The sequence below is a fragment of the Peteryoungia aggregata LMG 23059 genome (assembly GCF_030814435.1).
Taxonomy (GTDB): domain Bacteria; phylum Pseudomonadota; class Alphaproteobacteria; order Rhizobiales; family Rhizobiaceae; genus Allorhizobium; species Allorhizobium aggregatum.
This window is the reverse complement of the sequence record NZ_JAUSUW010000016.1, coordinates 29,684-47,653: the sequence shown is the minus strand read 5'-3', so window position 1 is coordinate 47,653 and position 17,970 is coordinate 29,684. Positions and strand designations below refer to the sequence as shown.

13 protein-coding genes are annotated in these 17,970 nt (G+C 62.9%); 2 read left to right on the top strand and 11 right to left on the bottom strand.

Going from position 1 to position 17,970, the window contains the following annotated elements; translation table 11 throughout:
- Nucleotides 1-28 precede the first annotated feature (28 nt).
- The 5 genes from J2045_RS20655 to J2045_RS20635 form a co-directional block, all read right to left on the bottom strand.
- The gene (locus J2045_RS20655) at nt 29-2,209 is read right to left on the bottom strand and encodes an autotransporter domain-containing protein (RefSeq protein WP_307376577.1); all 2,181 of its coding nucleotides are present in this window, start codon (nt 2,207-2,209) and stop codon (nt 29-31) included.
- A 302-nt stretch (nt 2,210-2,511) separates the two neighbouring features.
- Nucleotides 2,512-4,002, bottom strand: a complete 1,491-nt coding sequence (locus J2045_RS20650) for an oligosaccharide flippase family protein (RefSeq protein WP_307376574.1) — start codon at nt 4,000-4,002, stop codon at nt 2,512-2,514.
- A gap of 150 nt (nt 4,003-4,152) precedes the next feature.
- Nucleotides 4,153-6,507 (bottom strand): PAS domain-containing sensor histidine kinase, encoded by a 2,355-nt coding sequence (locus J2045_RS20645; protein ID WP_307376572.1) that lies wholly within the window; start codon nt 6,505-6,507, stop codon nt 4,153-4,155.
- A 263-nt stretch (nt 6,508-6,770) separates the two neighbouring features.
- Nucleotides 6,771-9,419, bottom strand: a complete 2,649-nt coding sequence (gene pepN, locus J2045_RS20640) for an aminopeptidase N (protein WP_307376570.1) — start codon at nt 9,417-9,419, stop codon at nt 6,771-6,773.
- A gap of 249 nt (nt 9,420-9,668) precedes the next feature.
- Nucleotides 9,669-10,778 (bottom strand): methyl-accepting chemotaxis protein, encoded by a 1,110-nt coding sequence (locus J2045_RS20635; protein WP_307376568.1) that lies wholly within the window; start codon nt 10,776-10,778, stop codon nt 9,669-9,671.
- Between the two features lie 264 nt (nt 10,779-11,042).
- Between J2045_RS20635 and J2045_RS20630 the strand changes: the two genes are divergently transcribed.
- A complete protein-coding gene (locus tag J2045_RS20630) occupies nt 11,043-11,981 on the top strand; it encodes a DMT family transporter (RefSeq protein ID WP_307376565.1) in 939 nt (312 codons plus the stop codon).
- Nucleotides 11,982-11,984: 3 nt separating this feature from the next.
- Here J2045_RS20630 and J2045_RS20625 read toward each other — a convergent pair whose 3' ends face one another.
- The gene (locus tag J2045_RS20625) at nt 11,985-13,220 is read right to left on the bottom strand and encodes an MFS transporter (RefSeq protein WP_307376562.1); all 1,236 of its coding nucleotides are present in this window, start codon (nt 13,218-13,220) and stop codon (nt 11,985-11,987) included.
- Nucleotides 13,221-13,555: 335 nt separating this feature from the next.
- On the opposite strand from J2045_RS20625, the gene J2045_RS20620 reads away from it, so the two are divergent.
- Nucleotides 13,556-14,452 (top strand): hypothetical protein, encoded by an 897-nt coding sequence (locus J2045_RS20620; protein WP_166603044.1) that lies wholly within the window; start codon nt 13,556-13,558, stop codon nt 14,450-14,452.
- Between the two features lie 87 nt (nt 14,453-14,539).
- Here J2045_RS20620 and J2045_RS20615 read toward each other — a convergent pair whose 3' ends face one another.
- The 5 genes from J2045_RS20615 to J2045_RS20595 all read right to left on the bottom strand — a co-directional run bounded on the left by J2045_RS20615 (nt 14,540) and on the right by J2045_RS20595 (nt 17,872).
- Nucleotides 14,540-14,698, bottom strand: coding sequence for a hypothetical protein (locus J2045_RS20615; RefSeq protein WP_307376560.1), 159 nt, complete (start codon nt 14,696-14,698; stop codon nt 14,540-14,542).
- A 151-nt stretch (nt 14,699-14,849) separates the two neighbouring features.
- Nucleotides 14,850-15,041, bottom strand: a complete 192-nt coding sequence (locus J2045_RS20610; protein ID WP_307376558.1) for a hypothetical protein — start codon at nt 15,039-15,041, stop codon at nt 14,850-14,852.
- 143 nt (nt 15,042-15,184) lie between these two features.
- On the bottom strand, nt 15,185-16,075 hold the full coding sequence (locus tag J2045_RS20605) for a uracil-DNA glycosylase (protein ID WP_166603047.1): 891 nt from the start codon (nt 16,073-16,075) through the stop codon (nt 15,185-15,187).
- 172 nt (nt 16,076-16,247) lie between these two features.
- A complete protein-coding gene (locus J2045_RS20600) occupies nt 16,248-17,540 on the bottom strand; it encodes an Hsp70 family protein (protein ID WP_307376555.1) in 1,293 nt (430 codons plus the stop codon).
- Between the two features lie 134 nt (nt 17,541-17,674).
- Nucleotides 17,675-17,872 carry a hypothetical protein gene (locus tag J2045_RS20595; RefSeq protein WP_307376552.1) on the bottom strand — a complete coding sequence of 66 codons (198 nt, stop codon included), beginning with the start codon at nt 17,870-17,872 and terminating at the stop codon, nt 17,675-17,677.
- Nucleotides 17,873-17,970 lie beyond the last annotated feature (98 nt).

Here is a 17,970-nt window from a genome sequence, read left to right as displayed (position 1 = left end):
CTTTTGCATGTCTCGCGCGATATTGGCCTCAGAAATCGACCTTCCAGCCGGAACGCAGCCAGATGTCGGGATCGTCGCTTTCGGTCGTGGCGTTCAGCATGAAGGAGGCGACGCCGCCGCCGATGGCGAGTTCGGTACCGACACCACCGCGCAGCCAGAACTGCTTGATGTCCTCACCCGCAACCGCGAGCTGGACCCCGGCGACTTCCGTCGACGTTCCGGTGCTCTGCTCTTCGAAGCGATAGGCGGCCTCGGCGCGGGCAAGCAGGGTCACCGTATCGTTCAGCCTGTAGACACCATCGACCCCGAGACGGGCGATAGTGGCGTGTTCGCTAACGGCATCATGGCTTGCAGGGAAGCTGCCGCCGGTTTCGACATAGGCGTCCGTTTTTGCGAGTGTCCGAGACAGCGCCAGATAAGGCGTGAAGGCGGCATCGCCCAGGCTGACCGCGTTCAACCAGTCGATGCGCATCTTGCCGGCCAGCGTTTCGGTATCCGTTTCACCGTTCGAATAGTCGAGGGCGCTACCGTTCAGATAACCTCGGTTGATGTCGAGTTCGCCGCGACCATAGAGACCACCGACCGTCAGATAGAGATCGCCAAGCAGGTTGGCGGTGACTTCGGGCGCCACGTACCAGCTGCGCGCCTGAAAATCGCCCCCATCATAGAGATCCTGATCCGTATAGGTCACGCCACCCTGCAGGCGCACGGTAACACCGTCCATCAGGCCGTAGCCGAAGCCGAAATCGCCCAGCGCCAGAGCGCCTTCCGACTTCGTGCCGCTGTCATAACCTGTATCGACGGTGCTCCAGACGGAGCGGCGGCCGACGTCGAGCAGATTGCGCATCGGGCTGCCCTGGGCGCCGAACATGACAGTGCTGGCGCTCGAGGTCTGGAGGCCGATGGCGACGGAGTTCGTCTGTGCGGCCGAGGTGACGTAGTCTGTGACATCGACGACGCCGGACGTCTCGCCGACATGGGCGATGTAGTAGCCGTCGCTAGCCGCAAGCCGGCCAAAAACGGTTTCGCCATCGGCAGAAACGGCCTCGGCTTCGCTTGTGATGTCTTGCGCCAGGGTGACCCCATTGTCGCGGAGCCATTGATCGACGGTGATCATGCCGCTCTCGTTGGTCCAGCGAAAACCGCGGTTGAGGGTCACGGGACCTTCCGGCCCTACTGCACCGCTCGGGTCAGGCATGCTGACATTGCCGATGACGACTGCGCCGTCGTCGCTGACGCCGCGTGCAAATGAATTGATGAAACCTGGCGCTTGGAGATCCCCGATCGCGCCATTGGCCCAGCGGAATGCCCGCGCGCTGCCCGATGCATCGTCGGAGTACCCGACCAGGACACTGCCGTCCCGGTTCATTGCTTGGAGACGCGTTTCACTGCCGCCGAGATCGCCGAGGTCGGTCAGGCCCGTCTGAGCCGTCCAGCGAAAGGCGCGAGGGCCCGATGCGTTAAACACTTCACCGCCAACGACACTGCCGTCGAAGCTGACATGAGTGGCGAAGCTTTGAGTTTGGGTGTCAGGAACGCCGATGCCGACCATCCCGCCGCCGTCGCGTTTCCAGACGAACGCTTGCGACAACTGGTCGGCGTCATAGAAATCGCCAACGACCGTGCTGCCATCGCCGCTCAGTGCTTTAGCATAGGATTGAGTGCCACCGAGAGTGCCGAGATTGGTGATCGTCGTGTCACCTTTATGCCAGTAGAACGCCGTAGGATTGTTATCGTAGTTCGTGCCTGCTAGCGCCGAACCATCGTCGCTGACGTACCGCAGGTCGAATGTGTAGCCGACCGTATCGGTGCCCACGTAGGTCAACCCGTCTGCTTTCGTCCAGACGAAAAGACGGCGGGTCTCGGGGTTAATCAACTCGTGACCGACCACGGTGCTTCCGTCGCCGCTGATTGCGGTCGCATCAAGATCATTCGTGGGGGTGGTGATCGTGTTTGGTCCGGCGGAAAGTTGGTTGCTATTCGGGTAGATCGAGTAGCCGTTGCTGGAGCCGATACCGCTTGGCGATACTGTGAAGCCGATAAGATTTCCCAGGTACCCCCTGTAAAGCAAGACGGATAGGTCGCGGTTGACCACATCAGCCTGTGCGGAACCGGCGATGCCGAGGCTCATGATCAGGGTTAACGCGGAGACCGAGCCGAGGGCAAGGCGACGGAGACGAAGTGAGGGGGAGTGCTGTGTTGTATTCATGATGAGTCCTCGCTCTGCCGTTGCAACGCGGCAAAGTGTATTGATGCTGAACTGTGTTGAGATTTTAAAAGACGGCGGGTTGTCTTGTGGTCGGAAGTATCCCGATGAAGAGGACTCTGCTGATCATGCGGAATACAGCGAGCTTCGATCCTGCGCAATCGAGCTTTGAGGTTGGAGGGCGACGCTACCAAACAAAGTACAAAATTATCACGATATCAAATGAGACGGTTGCGGATGCAGGCGGCCCAGGGTGTGGGCGAGTCCCAAGTGATTGATCGCAAGAGGATTTCGTTGGATGCTGCTCAGTTTGCCCGCTGACCACGAATGCGCGCAAGCGCCTTGAGGCCGAAGCCGACAAGCAAATCGAAGGTCGCGCGATCGAGCAGGAAGACGAGCAGCGCCACGATCGGCCAGACGGCACAGGCGAGGATGAAGGCGGTGAGCCAGTCGTCGATCGTCAGATGAGCGAGCGTTGCGGCGGCCAGGAGCGCAAAGGGCAGGGCGAGAGGAAACGCGACGCGGCGCAGGATGCCGCTCAGGGTCAGATGACCGCCAAAGTCGAAGAGCGAGCGCAGGGCGGCGGCGACTGCGGCACCCACGATGCCGAACTGCATGGTGAGCAGGATCAGCACGCCGGCAAAGGGGATAAGCAGACCGAGATGCAGCTTCGCGATCAGATCCGGCCGGTGCTGGCTGTGGATCAGCCAATAGGGCGCGAAGATCATCGAATTCAGCCAGATCGAAGTCACGAGGATCGTCGCCGGCACGCCCGCACGATCGGCAAAGGCCTCGCCCAGCCAGAGGGTGAGCAGCGGATCCATCAAGAGGATCGTTGACGCGCAGATGCCGCCATAGAGGAGGGCGGTGACCACAAGGACGCGGGCGCTGAGAGCCTTTGCCTCTTCGGCCTCGGAGCTGGCAAGCCTTGGGAAGATCGCGCGCGAGATCGCACCGGGGATGATCTGGCTGCGCGAGATCAGGTTGAGCGGTACGGCGTAGTAGGTGACGGCGGCGACGCCGAAGAAGCGGCCGACCATCAGCTGGTCGAGCGAGCCGAGGATGGGGGTGAGGACCGAGGAGATCGTCACCCAGCCGCCATAGGAGAGGAGCTTGCGCGCCCGGTCCATGTCGAAATCGGTGATCCGGATCGGGCCCTCGATCCGGTTGATGGCGACGAAGATGGCAAGCATCAGTATCACCCGTGCGAGCACTGCGCCGGGGATTACGGTGCCGAGGTCAGGCGAGACGAAGACGGCAAAGGCGAGCGGCAGGATCTGCGCGAAGATCGCGCCGGAGACCTGCAGCACATTGGCGAGCGCGAAATTCTCGCGCGCCTCGATCGCGTCGATGCCGGCACCGTTCAAAATGACGAGCGGCAGGAGAAGCGCGATCCACGGCATGGCCGCCTTCACTTCGCCTTCGATCTCTGTCGGTACCTGCACCACACCGCCGACGATATAGGAGCCGAGCAGATAGAGCAGGAAGGCACCGAAAAAGGTCATCGAGGCATTGATGGTGAAGGACGTGACGATGACGCGGGCGCGTTCGCGCTGGGCGGAATGGTCGAGGCGGGCGAGCGCGTTGATGGTGGCAGGGGCAAGGCCAAGCTCGAGAAAGCCGAGATAGCCGATCATCACCCAGATCAGGGAAATGACGCCGTAGCGGGCGTCGCCGACATAATCGATGTAGATGGGGACTGTCAGGATCATCACCGGGATCGGCAAAAGGGCGCCGATCAGGTTGATGATGAAATTGACATAGAGCCGATTGCGCGGCTTGCCTTCACTGGCCATTGCGGTCCCTGTTTGTCCCTCCGGCCTCGTGCCGGATTGTCCCGAGCCTGTCATGGCCCGGGGACCCTTACAGATGGGTAAGTCCGGCTGCGTATTCACCCGGAAGGGTTACCGTGGGGTGAACACCGCCCCACGCTGCAGCCGTTGCGGTCAGGCACGGCGCTTGAGACCCTGGGCCACGAGAACCTCGGGGATGCGCAGGGAGACGACCGTGCCCTGGCCCTCGCGGGACCGGATCTTGAGCGATCCGCCGTGAAGGGCGACGAGCGAGCGGGAAATGGCAAGCCCAAGACCCGAGCCACCCTTCGACTTGGCATACTGGCTCTGCACCTGCTCGAAGGGATTGCCGATCTTGCCGATGGCGCTCTTCGGGATGCCGATGCCGGTATCGACGATGGAGACCAGCACGGCGCCTTCCACCTTACGGGCCCGAAGCGCGATCTTGCCGCCTTCGTCGGTGAACTTCACCGCATTCGAGAGGATGTTGAGCAGGATCTGCTTGATCGCGCGGCGGTCTGCCACAAGCGAGAGGCCGGGCTCGACGCGCTGTTCGACGGTGATGTTCTTCTCCTCGGCCGGAATGGCGGTGAGGCGCATGCTTTCTTCGATCAGCGGGCAGAGGTCGATCGTCTCGCAGCGGATCTTCATCTGGCCGGCTTCGATCTTCGACATGTCGAGGATGTCGTTGATGACGTTCAGCAGGTGCTTGCCGCTTTCGTGGATGTCCTTGGCATATTCCTCGTATTTCGGCGATCCGACCGGGCCGAACATGCCGGCGAGCAGGATTTCCGAAAAGCCGAGGATGGCGTTGAGCGGCGTGCGCAGCTCGTGGCTCATATTGGCGAGGAATTCAGATTTCGCCTTGTTGGCGGCCTCGGCGCGCTGCTTTTCGGCGAGATATTTCTCGTTGGCGTCGGAAAGTTCGGTCTTCTGCCGCTCAAGGATGCGCTGGGAGGCGGACAGGTCGCTGATCGTGTTCATCAGTCGGCGTTCCTGGTCGCGCAGACGCTCCTGGTGCCGCTTCAACAGCGTGATGTCGGTGCCGACGGAGACCAGGCCGCCGTCGCGGGTGCGGCGCTCATTGATCTGCAGCCAGCGCTCGTCGGCGAGCTGCACTTCCGAGGTGCGCGAATTGGTGCCGTCGTCGGCGTCTGCAATGCGGCGCTGGATGATCGGCTTGGCGGCGGCGGCAAGCACGATGGCGCGTTCCTTGCCGGGCACCAGAACATCGTCCGGCAGGCCATAGACCTTCTGGAAATGGCCGTTCCAGGCGACGAGCTTGTCGTTCTTGTCCCACAACACGAAGGCTTCCGAGGTGCATTCGATCGCGTCAGCGAGACGCTGGTCGGCTTCGGCGTAGCGCTGCGCGAGGCGGTGTTGCTCGGTCACGTCCATGGCAATGCCGATGACATGCAGGTCGCCGGTGTTGGACGAGATGATCTGGGCGCGGGCGCGCATCCAGACGTAATGGCCCTGGGCGTGGCGCATGCGGAAGATCTGGTCGATGTGGCGGGAACTACCGCGCCCGACGGAGCGGGCCAGGGCATAGAGGTTGCCGTCATCGGGATGCATCAGCCGGGCCGCGGCAGCAAAGGCGAGCGGCTGCGCGGACGGGGTGAGGCCGAGCATTTCGTACATCGAGCGCGACCATACAAGCTTGCGGCTTTCCAGATCGAAGTCCCACAATCCGCAGCGACCGCGGGCAAGCGCCGTTTCGACGCGCAGATTGGATTCAAGGAAAGTGTCGTCCGCCTCGCGCGCCCGCTTCACCTGATAGAAATAGGCGTAGAGAATGACGAAGAGGATGACGGTGATGCAGGTGAAGAGCGTCACGTTAAGCGAGAGCTCGCGGCGCCAGAAGTCTTCGACCGCCTGCAGCGAATGGGCGGTGACGATCAACGCACCATCGGTGCCGATGGGGGTGAAGAGTGCGTGATGCCGCTCGCCGTTGAACTCGGCCTCGATGGCACCGGCACGGCTGCCGGACTGGCGGATGGTCATGACTTCGGGCAGCAGGCTCGACAGCATCATCCCGACCTGGGCGGCGGCCTCCGGAGAGGCGCCGAACACGCGGCCGGCGGGATCGACGAGCAGCACATAGGCCCCGCTTTCCATCTGTTCGCGGTCGAGATAGGTGCCGATGAGCTTCTCTGCGGCTGCGCGGTCGCGGTTCTCGAAGAGATCGGCCTGGCCGGCAAGCGAGGCCTGGACGGTGGCCGCGATCAGCGCGGTGGATTGCCGGATGGCATTTTCCATGCGCTGGTGCTCGCTCATGATCCCGACCGTGCGCGCCAGCGCAACCACGGTGAGGAAGCACAGGATGAGCACCGGAATGGCTCGCCGCAAGGCGGTTTCCAGCCGGGGCGATCCGCGCCCTGCCACGACATCGAAGGCCGGCGTCTGGCCGGCGAGCTTCTTCCACATATCCCTGAAAGCCGTTCCTACATCGGAATATTTGGTGCGCAACCGATCATCGGCTGCGGTCGCCCGCCGCGCGTCAAACATAGTCCCTGCCTCTGTCCCTCGTGTGATTCGCAGCGCCGCTCGCCCGAATCTGACCCCAAGGAATCATGGGCGATTCGCCTTGTCCAGACCGCACGCGTAAAGAAAATATTAACCCCTTGCTCCGACTCCGCTTTTTTATTGGCGGCGCGGCAAGCGGCTGAATCTCATGGAAAAACCCTTGGTGTTCCAAGGCTCGAATGGAGCATGGGACGAAAAAAAAGGCGCCGGAGAGCGGCGCCTTTTCAAATGGTGACAGGAGCGCCTCAGCCCTTGAGGACGCGGTCGACGATGTCGCGCACATCCGTCGAGAGCGACGGGGAGGCTTCGATCGTCGCAAGGGCTGCACGGGCCTTGTCGGCGCGGCCGGGTTCCAGCAGGCGCCAGGACCTGAGGGCCGTCAGCAGGCGTGCGGCCAGCTGCGGGTTGCGCGGGTCGATCGCCAGGATCTGCTCGGCGAAGAAGTGGTAGGCGGCGCCATCGGCGCGGTTGAAGCCGGTCGCATTGCCGAAGGCGAATGTGCCGACCAGCGAGCGCACGCGGTTCGGGTTCGTCGGGGCAAAATGCGGGCTCTGCATCAGCACCTTGACCCGATCGAGGCTTGCAGCGCCCGGAATGGTCGCCTGGATGGAGAACCACTTGTCGAGAACCAGTGCGTTTGAAGCAAAGCGGGTCTCGAAGGCAGCAAGCGCATTCTTCGTCTCGACGGCTTCGGGGAAGCGGTGGGCAAGGATGGTCAGCGCCTGTGAGAGGTCGGTCATGTTGTCGGCGCTGGCGAAGGCGGCGGCGGCGAGTGCCGGCGAATTCTCGGCGATCGTCAGGAACGACAGCGCGATGTTCTTCAGCGCCCGCTTGCCCGCACCTGCCGCATCCGGCGTGAAGGGCCCGGAAGCCGAATGGATGGCGTGCAGTTTCCCGAAGACCCCGGCGCCGGCAGTCGCAATGCCCGACAACACGGCCTGTCGACCGGCGTGGATTGCATCCGGATCGTTGTTGCCACCGAGTTCGCGTGCGATGTCGGCTTCGCTCGGCAGCGACAGCGCCTGGGCGCGGAAGGCCGGTTCCAGGGTCTCGTCGGCGGCAACCGCGAGCAGCACGTCGATGAAGGCTCGGCTCGTTTCGACAGCACCGCCTTCGCGCGCCGTCTTTGCGGCACCGGTCAGCACGGGCAGGGCGAGATCGGTGATTGCCTCCCAGCGGGCGAAGAGGTCGCTGTCATGGCGGGCGATATGGGCGAGATCTTCGGAGCCCTGCGCGAAATGCAGGCTGACCGGGGCCGAGAATCCGCGGTTGAGCGATACGACCGGGCGGCTGCCGATGCCGGCAAAGGTGAATGCCTGGGCGCGCTGGGTGAGATGCACGACGTCACCGCTGACCTCGCCGCCGGAGATGGCCGATGCGACGGCCTCGGCTCCGTTCTCCGAGATGAGCGCGAAACGGAGCGGAATGTGCATCGGCTCCTTGGCGCTGTGGCCGGGGGTGGCCGGGATCATCTGCTCGAGTGACAATGTGAGCGTCTTGGCGGAGGAGTCATAGGTGGAGGAAACGGTGATCTGCGGCGTTCCGGCCTGATGATACCACAGCGCGAATTGCGTGAGATCGCGACCATTGGCATCCTCGAAGCACTTGACGAAATCCTCGACGGTGGCGGCCTCGCCGTCATGACGCTCGAAATAGAGGTCCATGCCCTTCTTGAAGCCATCGCGGCCGAGAATGGTCGCGATCATCCGGGTGACTTCAGAGCCCTTCTCATAGACCGTCGTCGTATAGAAGTTGTTGATTTCGCGATATTTTGTCGGACGCACCGGGTGGGCGAGCGGCCCCGCATCCTCAGGGAACTGCTCCGAGCGCAGATGGCGGACTTCCGCGATGCGCTTGACCGAGCGCGAGCGCATGTCGGCGGAGAATTCGTGATCGCGATAGACGGTGAGGCCTTCCTTCAGGCAGAGCTGGAACCAGTCGCGGCAGGTGATGCGGTTGCCGGTCCAGTTGTGGAAGTATTCATGCGCGATGATCGCTTCGATATTCGCGTAGTCCTGGTCGGTTGCGGTCTCGGGATCGGCCAGCACATACTTGTCGTTGAAGATGTTGAGGCCCTTGTTCTCCATGGCCCCCATGTTGAAGTCGGAGACGGCGACGATCATGAAAATGTCGAGATCGTATTCGCGGCCGAAGACCTCCTCGTCCCACTTCATCGAGCGCTTCAGGGCGTCCATGGCATAGGCTGCGCGCGGTTCCTTGCCGTGTTCAACATAGATCTTCAGCGCGACTTCGCGGCCGGACATGGTGGTGAACGTGTCTGCGACGATGCCGAGATCGCCGGCGACCAGTGCGAAGAGATAGGACGGCTTGGGATGCGGGTCGAACCAGGCGGCGAAATGCTTGTCCGGGCCGAAGCCGGCGCCACCGAGGAAGTTGCCGTTCGACAGCAGGAGCGGATTGGCCGCTTTGTCGGCGATGATGTTGATCGTGTAGACGGCGAGCACATCCGGGCGGTCGGGGAAATAGGTGATGCGGCGGAAACCTTCCGCCTCGCACTGCGTCGCATAGATGCCATTGGTGCGATAGAGGCCCATCAGCTGGGTGTTGGCTTCCGGATTGATCATCGTGACGACGGTGATCTCGAAAGGCACGCTTTCCGGCAGGTCGCGGATCGTGAGGCTCTCGGGCGTCGCGGTATAGCGCGCCGGGTCCAGCTCGATCTGGTCGAACAGCAGGCTGGTCATGGTGAGATCGTCACCGTCGAGCACCAGTGGCGCACTCGCGTCGACGCCCTCGCGCCGATGGAAAATCAGACGGGCTTCCACCTTGGTGTCCGTCGGGTCCAGTTCGAAGGTCAGATCAACCCGTTCCAGAACGAAGTCGGTGGGGCGGTAGTCTGCCAGATGAACGATCCGGCCCGTGTCTGTGCGCATTGTGTGTCCTGGTCGCTACGGGGTTGGCCAGCACGGCGCGAGTGGAAACACTCGGAGCCGAACGAGGTCAAGTCGTCGGCGATGATTGCAGGAATTTCTGAACGATTGTTAAAACGCGAGCTATTTTCGGTGATGCTCTTGGAGTCGCCACTTATTTTATTTCCTCTTATGGCCGCGAAAACGGGCCGGGACCAAGAATAGTCAGAATTCTATTTTGTCCTGCAAGCGTTTTTCGAGCGCGAAACTCTGTCACTTCAGCAGCAGTTGCCGCCGAATGGCATCATCGCTTTCCGTTCGCTGAATGATGGCACAGGACCAGCCGAGACCATCATAATCCTCATAGCCCAGCGTTCTCGCAAAGGCGACGATGGCGCCCGTCTGGTCGTAATAGCTGCCCTTGGCGAGCTGGTGCGGGTTGTTCAGCGCGAAATGCGTGTAGACCCGCTCGGGCCTGGACGAGGCGATCACCATATTGTGTGCGTCGAGCAGGAGGACTTCCGTCTTCTCGGCAACCGGCGGCGTCAGGTTGGCTTCCTTTTCGACGATCGCCTGACCTTGCGCCTTCCAGTCGAAGTAGACGCCTAGGGTGCCAACCAGCTCTCCGTCCGTGCGGCCGCCGGCGCGAATGCCGGTGGCATAGACCAGGACGTCGCGATCGGCATGAAGGGGGCTCCGGCGCACCGTGTCGACGACATAATCGTCGCCGTTGCTGCAGCGGCTGGCGGTCTGGAACCAGTTTTCGCCGGAAAGGTCGCGATCCTTGAGCGTGCGCTGGAAGTGGGGATTCGCAGACGCGATAACGTGACCGCGGGTATCCGTCATCACCAGGTCGAGATAGACGGTGTAGAAGCGGTTGATCATGCCGAGCCGGCTCGCCGCATGCTGGGCGTTTGCTGAGGACGGCTCCTGAAGGGCACCCCAAAGCGCCGAATCCGTTGCCCACCAGCGGACATCCGCCGTGCGTTCGAAAAGGTTGCGCACGATGAACTGGACGAGCGTCTGCGCCAGGTCAACGAGGCGCGCGCCCTCCATCTCCTCAACCAGGGCATCGGCCATGCTCCGGCTCAGGCCGATGCGCCCCAGCACGCCTTCCTGGAAACGTTCGGCAATATCAGCGGCAGCCTGGGCGAGCCGCTGCACTTCATTGGCGACGACGGCAAAGCCCTTGCCAGTCTCGCCGGCCCGCGCCGCCTCGATCAGCGCATTGATCGCCAGAAGCCGGATCTGGCGCACCACATGGGAATTGTCGCCGCTGAAACGTTCGAGATCGCCGCCGATGCTTTCGGTGATGAGGCGCATCGAGCGGGGCGTGGCGAGGAATTCCGGAATGCTCTTCGATTTGATTGCGGTCTGCGTCATAGCGCGGGCCTCGGCTCAAAAGGGATTGAACGGAAATTTGGGGCAGCGTGGAACAATATGACTTATCTGGAGGAAAATTAATTCACCGCCTCTAAAGGCAATGTTAACGTTGGGGGCTTGCGGAAGCGCCGTTTTCGGCCATTTCTGGGCATGTATTGGTTAATCCCGCTCTTGTATCGCGTCGCCCGACATGCATGCTGGCCGTGTTCGCCCGGCCTGTCCGACAGCTCGCCGCGCGCCCGTTTCTGCAAGGCATTCTCCTCCATGGCATTCGCCGATCCGAACCCGCTTCGCGGTATCCTGCTCAAGGTTTTCTCCGTCACCGTCTTCGTGGCCATGCAGACCTGCATCAAGCTCGCCGGCACCGGCATTCCTCCGGGCCAGATCAGCTTTCACCGCTCGGCCTTCGCCATCCTGCCCATCGTGGTCTACCTCGCCTGGCGCGGCGAATTGCGGCAGGCGATGCAGACCGACAACCCGGTCGGTCATGTCAAGCGCGGTCTGCTCGGTGTCTGCGCGATGGGTGCGGGGTTCTACGGATTGGTGCATCTGCCGCTGCCGGACGCGATTGCGATCGGTTACGCCATGCCGCTGCTTGCCGTCGTCTTCGCGGCAGTTTTTCTCAAGGAGACGGTGCGCCTCTATCGCTGGACGGCAGTTGTGATCGGGCTGGTCGGTGTCCTGATCATCTCGGTGCCCAAATTGACACTCTTTGGCGAGGAGGGACTGGGTTCCGATGCCGCAGTCGGGGCAGTTGCCGTTCTGGTCTCGGCGATGCTCGGCGCGGGCGCCATGCTTCAGGTCCGCCAGCTGGTGCGCGATGAGAAGACATCGACCATCGTGCTCTTCTTCTCGGTGACCGCCGCGCTCCTCTCGGCGCTGACCTGGTTCTTTGGCTGGGCCGATCTGTCCTGGCGGGCGCTGGGCCTTCTGGCGCTTGCCGGTTTCTTCGGCGGTCTCGGGCAGATCCTGCTGACGGAGAGTTACCGGTTCGCCGATGTCTCGACGATCGCGCCCTTCGAATACTGCTCGATCATCCTGGGCTCGATCGTCGCCTACATGCTGTTTTCCGAATTGCCCACCGTGACCACTCTCGTCGGTGCGGCGATCGTCGTTGGTGCCGGCATCTTCATCATCTACCGCGAACACCGGCTCGGCCTCGAGCGACGGGCTGCCCGCAAGGCGTCAACGCCGCAGGGCTGAACTTCAGCGCTCCGTCTCGGTGATCGGCGAGGCGTTGTCCGCCCCCTGCATCTGCACGATCGTGGCCTGGAAGTCGGTCTTCTCTGCCGGCGTCACGGTGTCTGGCCGCCGGGTGATGCGCCAGGCGGCATATCCGGCATAAAGCGCGAAGGCGGAGCCGAGAAAGGCGATCAGGGCGCTTGGCCCCAGCCACTGCATGAACGTGCCGGCAAGCAGCGGGCCGGTGACCGTGCCCATCCCGTACAGGATCATGATACCGCTCGACAGGGTGACATATTCGTCGGGCTCGGCGAGGTCGTTCGCATGGGCGACATTGAGCGAATAGACGGGGTAAAGCACCGTGCCGACGAAAAAGCCGGCGATATAGAGCGGGGTGGGATCGTCCGCGCCGAAGGCCATCATCATTGCGCAGGCACCGACCCCGAAGAGCCCGCATGCGATCATGACGAGACGGCGGTCCATGCGGTCGGAAATGCGCCCGATCGGCACCTGTGAAAGCGCGCCACCGGCGAGGAAGGCGGCGAGCAGCGTGGCGCCCTGCGTGGTGCTCATGCCGATCGTCTGGGAATAGACGCCGCCCAGGCTGCCCCAGGTGCCCGACAGGGCCCCCGACAGCAGCGAGCCGAAAAAGGCGATCGGCGAGCGGCGATAGAGACGCTTGAGGTCGAAACGCGCCTCGGCGATCGGCGTCGGGGATTGGGCCGTCGACAGGGCGACAGGGAAGAGCGCCAGCGAGAAGATCAGCGCGCAGATCATGAACAGCTCCGGTCCGTTCACGTCGCCGAGCGGCACGATATACTGCCCGCCGATCGAGCCCACGAGGCAGGTGACCATATAGACGGAGAAGAGGGCGCCGCGATTGTCGTTGGTCACCCGCTCGTTGAGCCAGCTTTCGATCAGCAGATAGGCCCCGGCGATGGCAAAGCCTGACAGTCCGCGGAAGATCACCCAGGCCCACCATTCGACGACAAGGGCACACAGCAGGATGGAAACGGTGAGCAGGGTAATCAGCGCGCCGAAGACCCTGACATGGCCGACGCGCCGAACGAAGATCGGCGTCACCACGCAGGACACCGTGAAGCCGAAAGTGTAGCCGGTGGCAATGACGGAGATGATGAAAGTCGACCAGCCCTCGTTCAGCGACCGGATCGGCAGCATGAAGCCCATCAACCCGAAACCGGCCATCATCAAGAGGGTGGACAGCATCAGAGTGGTGATCGATGCGAGACTGGACAGCATTGGGCCTCCCCGGGTGCTCTCTGGACCAGAATAGTGCCAGCTAACGGGAATGTGTGAAATGTCGGATACGACGCCGAGCGGCGCATTTGCAGGCGGGCATACGTCCTTTACTCCGACGATTGGCAATAATTGATTGAATGTTCGTGAGGAATTCGTTTACGCTAACAACAATTGGTGATCGAGAGGCGCCCGGCTCCGGCCGTCGCCCGCCACAGGTAACGCATGGGTCTGGCAGATGCGACACAACGGAACGGACAGCACGCAGGCAAGCGTCGGACAGACGCCGGCCCTTGTGTTTCGCGCTGGGGACGACTGACTTTGGCTTGGAGCGTACCATGACGCTCGCATCCGACCAGATCGTCGCGCATCCGCAGTTCATCCCGGCCCTGCGCATCTATTCCTCCAAACTTCGGGGCCAGTTCGACCAGAGCCCGCGCCTGTCGCGCATGCTCGCCTCGCACCAGCGCTGGCTTTTGAGCCAGGCCGCCTTTGCGCTGCAACTCGAATATGATCCTGCCGTGCCCGGCAGCGGGCTGACGACGACCAATCTCAGGGAAATCATCACCTCCAACAATGCCGCGAGCCGCAACACGGTCTTGAACTTCCTCGATCAGCTGTTGAGCTACAGGTTTGTCCGTATTGTCGGCGATCCGACACGGCGGCCGAAACGCTACGAGGCGACGGAGATCCCGACGCAGGCGATGCACCAGTGGCTGGTGACCAATCTTGAGCTTCTTGATGAGCTGGATGGTGGCGATCGGGTCGCCACTCTGGCCGCGCGGCCCGACCTCTTCAGGCTGATCCAGCCCCAGGTGGCCCGCCGTGCCTGCCTCGAGCCGCAGTGGCTTGAACCGCCTCCGCGGGTCGCGCTCTTCCTCTGGACCGAAGCCGGCGGCCTGGTCATGGATGAGCTCGTGCGTCGTGCGATGGAGCTTGCACCCGACGGCGATGGCTACAATATCGGCCGTATCGACGCTCGGCTGATGGCCGAGCATTTCATGATCTCGCGCACCCATCTGCAGCGTCTCTTCCGCCGCGCTGTCGAGACGGATTGCCTCTACTGGCCGGATGGCGATCGCAATCACTGCATTATGCGGCGAGACTTTCTCGAGGAATACTGCCGCTGGCAGGCCATCAAGTTCTCCATCGTCGACTTTGCCTATGAGAAGATCTGCGGACCCGTGCGACCGGGAAAGCTTGATCCGCGTCTCGGAGCGGTGCGCGAAGCCTGAGCCAAGCCTGTGGCCGGCGGCCGGTCAGCCAACAAGAAAGCCCGCAGAAGCGGGCCGTGATAGCTTCAAAGATCCGGGGAACCGCGATCAGTAGCCGAGTGGCTGCAGTGCCCTCTGCTCGCCGCGATCCTGCGCCTGCTGACGCTTGCGGGCGGCGCTGGACAATTCTGCCGAGGCATTCACCGCATGGCCGATCTGGTGAATGGCCTGACGCAGGCTGCGGACGGGATGAAAGGAGATGGTCATGGTCGTGTCCTCTGCTTTGCATGCGTGGCAAATTCGATGCTCTTATTAGTTCAGGCATGAACCTTTATTGCAATGCACAATGCGTGACGGCTGGTATGCAGCAGAAGCAGGACAACAGCGAAAGGGGCGTCGGATACGCCGCGCGGCCGGATCAGAAGCGGTTTTCGGCGAAGACGGAAGCGGGGCGGACGATGCGGCCCGCATGGCCGGCGAAGCGGGCGCTCAGCTGTTCGGCCGCGGCGGCAGGGCTCGTCCGGTTGTAGGGGCTGCTTGTCCGGCCATGGTCACCGGCGAGACGCAGCGTCTCGAACTTGCAGTGGATCGGGCGGGTGCGAAGGCTCACGGCGGTCTTCCTTGTAAAGTGTCCCTCCCACTTTGCAGTATCAATATCGCAGTGCAGCATAGATTCGGCAACGGACGCTGCCGCGATCCTGCCTTGCATCATTTGCATGGCTGGTTTCATAATTTGTTTACGATGGCGATAATTTAGCCGTTTTGGGCCGGCTTTAGTCGTTCGGAGAAGGCGAGCAGGTCCATCCAGGCCAGCGCCTTGCTGGCAGGAGCGGCGAGCAGTTCCTGCGGATGCAGCGTTGCCATCCCCTGGACGGCATGGCCACCGGCACCGATCTCGCGCCACTTGCCGCGCAAGGCATGGATGGTGCCGGTCTCCCCGAAGAAGAAGCGGGCGGCGAAATTGCCGAGCACGAGCACCTGGCGCGGTTCGGCAAGCGCGATCTGCCGCTCGATGAACGGCCGGCAGATGGCCGTTTCCGGGGTGGAGGGCATGCGGTCGCCCGGTGGGCGCCAGGGGATGACGGTGGTGATGACGACGCTTTCGCGCGTTTCGCCGATCGCCATCAGCATGCGGTCGAGCAAGAGGCCGGCGCGGCCGGAAAAGGCAATCCCTTCGCGGTCGTCATCCGCTGTCGGCATGGCGCCGATGACCATGATGCCCGAGGAGCCCGTGCCCTGAGCGGTGATCGTCGAGCGCGCCGAGGTCTTGAGGTTGCAGCTGGTGAAACCCTCGATCGCGATCTTCAGCTCGGCGAGCGACCGCGCGCTTTCGGCGGCAAAGCGTGCTTCGGCAACGGCATTTTCGTCCGGGATGGCCGGCAGTGCAGACCCCTGGGCCGGCTGGGCGCGGGCCGGTTGTCGCTCCGAAGGCGCGCCGCCTCGGGCCGGTGCGCCGCGGGACGGCGTCTGGGTCGGTGCCGGGGTGCTCGCCGACCGAGCATGGTGGCGGGCCGCCTTTTCGGCCGCAAAGGCCGCCACCCGATCGACCGGATCGTCCTCCACGAGCCATTCGACGCCGGCTTCCGCATGAAATGCGAGAAGGGCGGCAAGCTCTGCGGGCGTCATGTCGCGGGCCTGGATCATGAGGCTGTTCTAGTGTGTTTGGGCCGGCAATGGCAAACGGAAAGGAGCGGGCGCAATCGGTTGTGCGCAGGCTGCAATTCGCACATTCATCGGAGAGGTGTCCCTCATTCGCTCGATCACCCCACCCCGGAGCGTCGCTCCGATCCTCCCCCTCAAGGGGAGGGTGGACGCCTCACGCCACCCATTGCTCGATGTCGTCGCGCTCGCCGATGAGGGCGAGACCATGGGCGATCGAGACGAGTTCGCCGCCGGTCTCGATCCGGTCGTCGGAGAAGCGGCGGCGGAAGATGTTGCGCACGGCGGGCACGAAAGATGTGCCGCCGGTGAGGAAGACCTTGTCGATGCTGTCTGCGGAGGTGTTGGTCGAGACCAGAACCTGGTCGAGCGCCTCTTCCATGCGGGCAAGATCATCGGCGATCCAGCCTTCGAACATGGCCCGGGTCACGGTCTTGTGGCCGGCCTTGCCAAGCGGGGCAAAGTGGAATTCCGCCTCTTCGGCAGATGACAGGGCCATCTTGGTGGCCGAAACCGCCTGATAGAGCGGATAACCTTCGTCATGGTCGATGAGGTCGATGAACATTTCCAGTTTTTCCGGCTCTTCCGCCTGGCGTACCAGCGATTTCAGATCGGAAAATTCCTTCAGCGTCTTGAAGACCGAGAGCTGGTTCCAGCGCGAGAAGGCGAGGTAGTAGTTGCTCGGCACATCCAGCAGCTTGCCGAAGCTCTTGAACTGGCTGCCCTTGCCGATATCCGGCGCCACCAGCTGGTCGATGATGCGCGCATCGAACTGGTCGCCGGCAAGGCCGACGCCGGACTGGCCGATCGGGGTGGCCTTCAGCTTGCCGCCTTCGGTCTCGAAGCGGATCAGCGAAAAGTCGGTCGTGCCGCCGCCGAAGTCGGCGACCAGAACCGTGGCATCGGCCTTCAGGTTCTGGGCGAAGTAGAAGGCGGCGGCGACAGGCTCATAGACATAGTGGATTTCGGGAAAGCCGAGCCGGGTCAACGCTTCGTTGTAGCGGCTGGTGGCGAGATCGGGATCGGGATTGGCGCCGGCGAAATGCACGGGGCGGCCGGCGACGAGGCGCTTGGCATCGCTTGGCCAGCTGTCTCCTGCATAGGCCTCGAGGCGCTTGAGGAAGACCTCCATCAGGTCCTCGAACTGGAAGCGGCGGGCATGCACCAGCGTGCCCTGGAACAGTGCCGAGGCGGCAAAGGTCTTGATCGACTGCAGGAAGCGACATTCGCCGGGATTGTCGATGAAGGCACGGATCGCGGCCTGGCCGGCCTCGACCTTGAGCGCGCCGGCGCCGAGCTGTCGGTCCTTGAGGAAGGAGAGCGCGGTGCGCATGCTGTCCGAGGTGCCGGCGGGCGAGGTATAGGCGACCGAATGCGTGTGCTCGCGGTCCTCGGCGACTGCCATGACGGTATTGGTCGTGCCGAAATCGAGCCCAAGCGCCTGTGCCATGGCCGTCGCTCCTTTGATCTGCGTCGAGAATGTGGATGAAGGCCGGCGGCCGACCGTCGCCGGCGGTGCCGACGACCGAAAGAGGGCGCCTGATGCCACAGGGCAGGGACAAGGGCAAGCGGAGAATGCCGCCGCTATCTGCGGCGCAGCAGCACGAGCCCAACGACACCGGCGACGGCGAGGACGGCGCCATAGAGAATCCAGGGCGACTGGTCGATCATGAAGCTGGAGGCGGGATAGGGGAAGTGGCCCGAACCCTGACCCATCCAGATGAAGCCGATGAGGATGAGGAGGGCGGCCAGAACATGCAGGGCAAGGCGAAGGGGCGACATCGGCGGTCTCCGGATTTCGCCCAGCATAGCCCTGTATCCCCGGATGTGAAACAGGCGACCGTCAGCTGCCGTTGACGGCGGCTGCAAGGCCGAGTGGG

What these genes read in the sequence shown, in the direction of transcription:
- J2045_RS20655 (WP_307376577.1), bottom strand. Translation starts at nt 2,209, where the DNA reads ATGAATACAACACAGCACTCCCCCTCACTTCGTCTCCGTCGCCTTGCC.
- J2045_RS20635 (WP_307376568.1), bottom strand. Translation starts at nt 10,778, where the DNA reads ATGACGCAGACCGCAATCAAATCGAAGAGCATTCCGGAATTCCTCGCC.
- J2045_RS20620 (WP_166603044.1), top strand. Translation starts at nt 13,556, where the DNA reads ATGACGCTCGCATCCGACCAGATCGTCGCGCATCCGCAGTTCATCCCG.
- J2045_RS20595 (WP_307376552.1), bottom strand. Translation starts at nt 17,872, where the DNA reads ATGTCGCCCCTTCGCCTTGCCCTGCATGTTCTGGCCGCCCTCCTCATC.
- pepN (WP_307376570.1), bottom strand. Translation starts at nt 9,419, where the DNA reads ATGCGCACAGACACGGGCCGGATCGTTCATCTGGCAGACTACCGCCCC.
- J2045_RS20605 (WP_166603047.1), bottom strand. Translation starts at nt 16,075, where the DNA reads ATGATCCAGGCCCGCGACATGACGCCCGCAGAGCTTGCCGCCCTTCTC.
- J2045_RS20650 (WP_307376574.1), bottom strand. Translation starts at nt 4,002, where the DNA reads ATGGCCAGTGAAGGCAAGCCGCGCAATCGGCTCTATGTCAATTTCATC.
- J2045_RS20625 (WP_307376562.1), bottom strand. Translation starts at nt 13,220, where the DNA reads ATGCTGTCCAGTCTCGCATCGATCACCACTCTGATGCTGTCCACCCTC.
- J2045_RS20645 (WP_307376572.1), bottom strand. Translation starts at nt 6,507, where the DNA reads ATGTTTGACGCGCGGCGGGCGACCGCAGCCGATGATCGGTTGCGCACC.
- J2045_RS20600 (WP_307376555.1), bottom strand. Translation starts at nt 17,540, where the DNA reads ATGGCACAGGCGCTTGGGCTCGATTTCGGCACGACCAATACCGTCATG.
- J2045_RS20630 (WP_307376565.1), top strand. Translation starts at nt 11,043, where the DNA reads ATGGCATTCGCCGATCCGAACCCGCTTCGCGGTATCCTGCTCAAGGTT.
- J2045_RS20615 (WP_307376560.1), bottom strand. Translation starts at nt 14,698, where the DNA reads ATGACCATCTCCTTTCATCCCGTCCGCAGCCTGCGTCAGGCCATTCAC.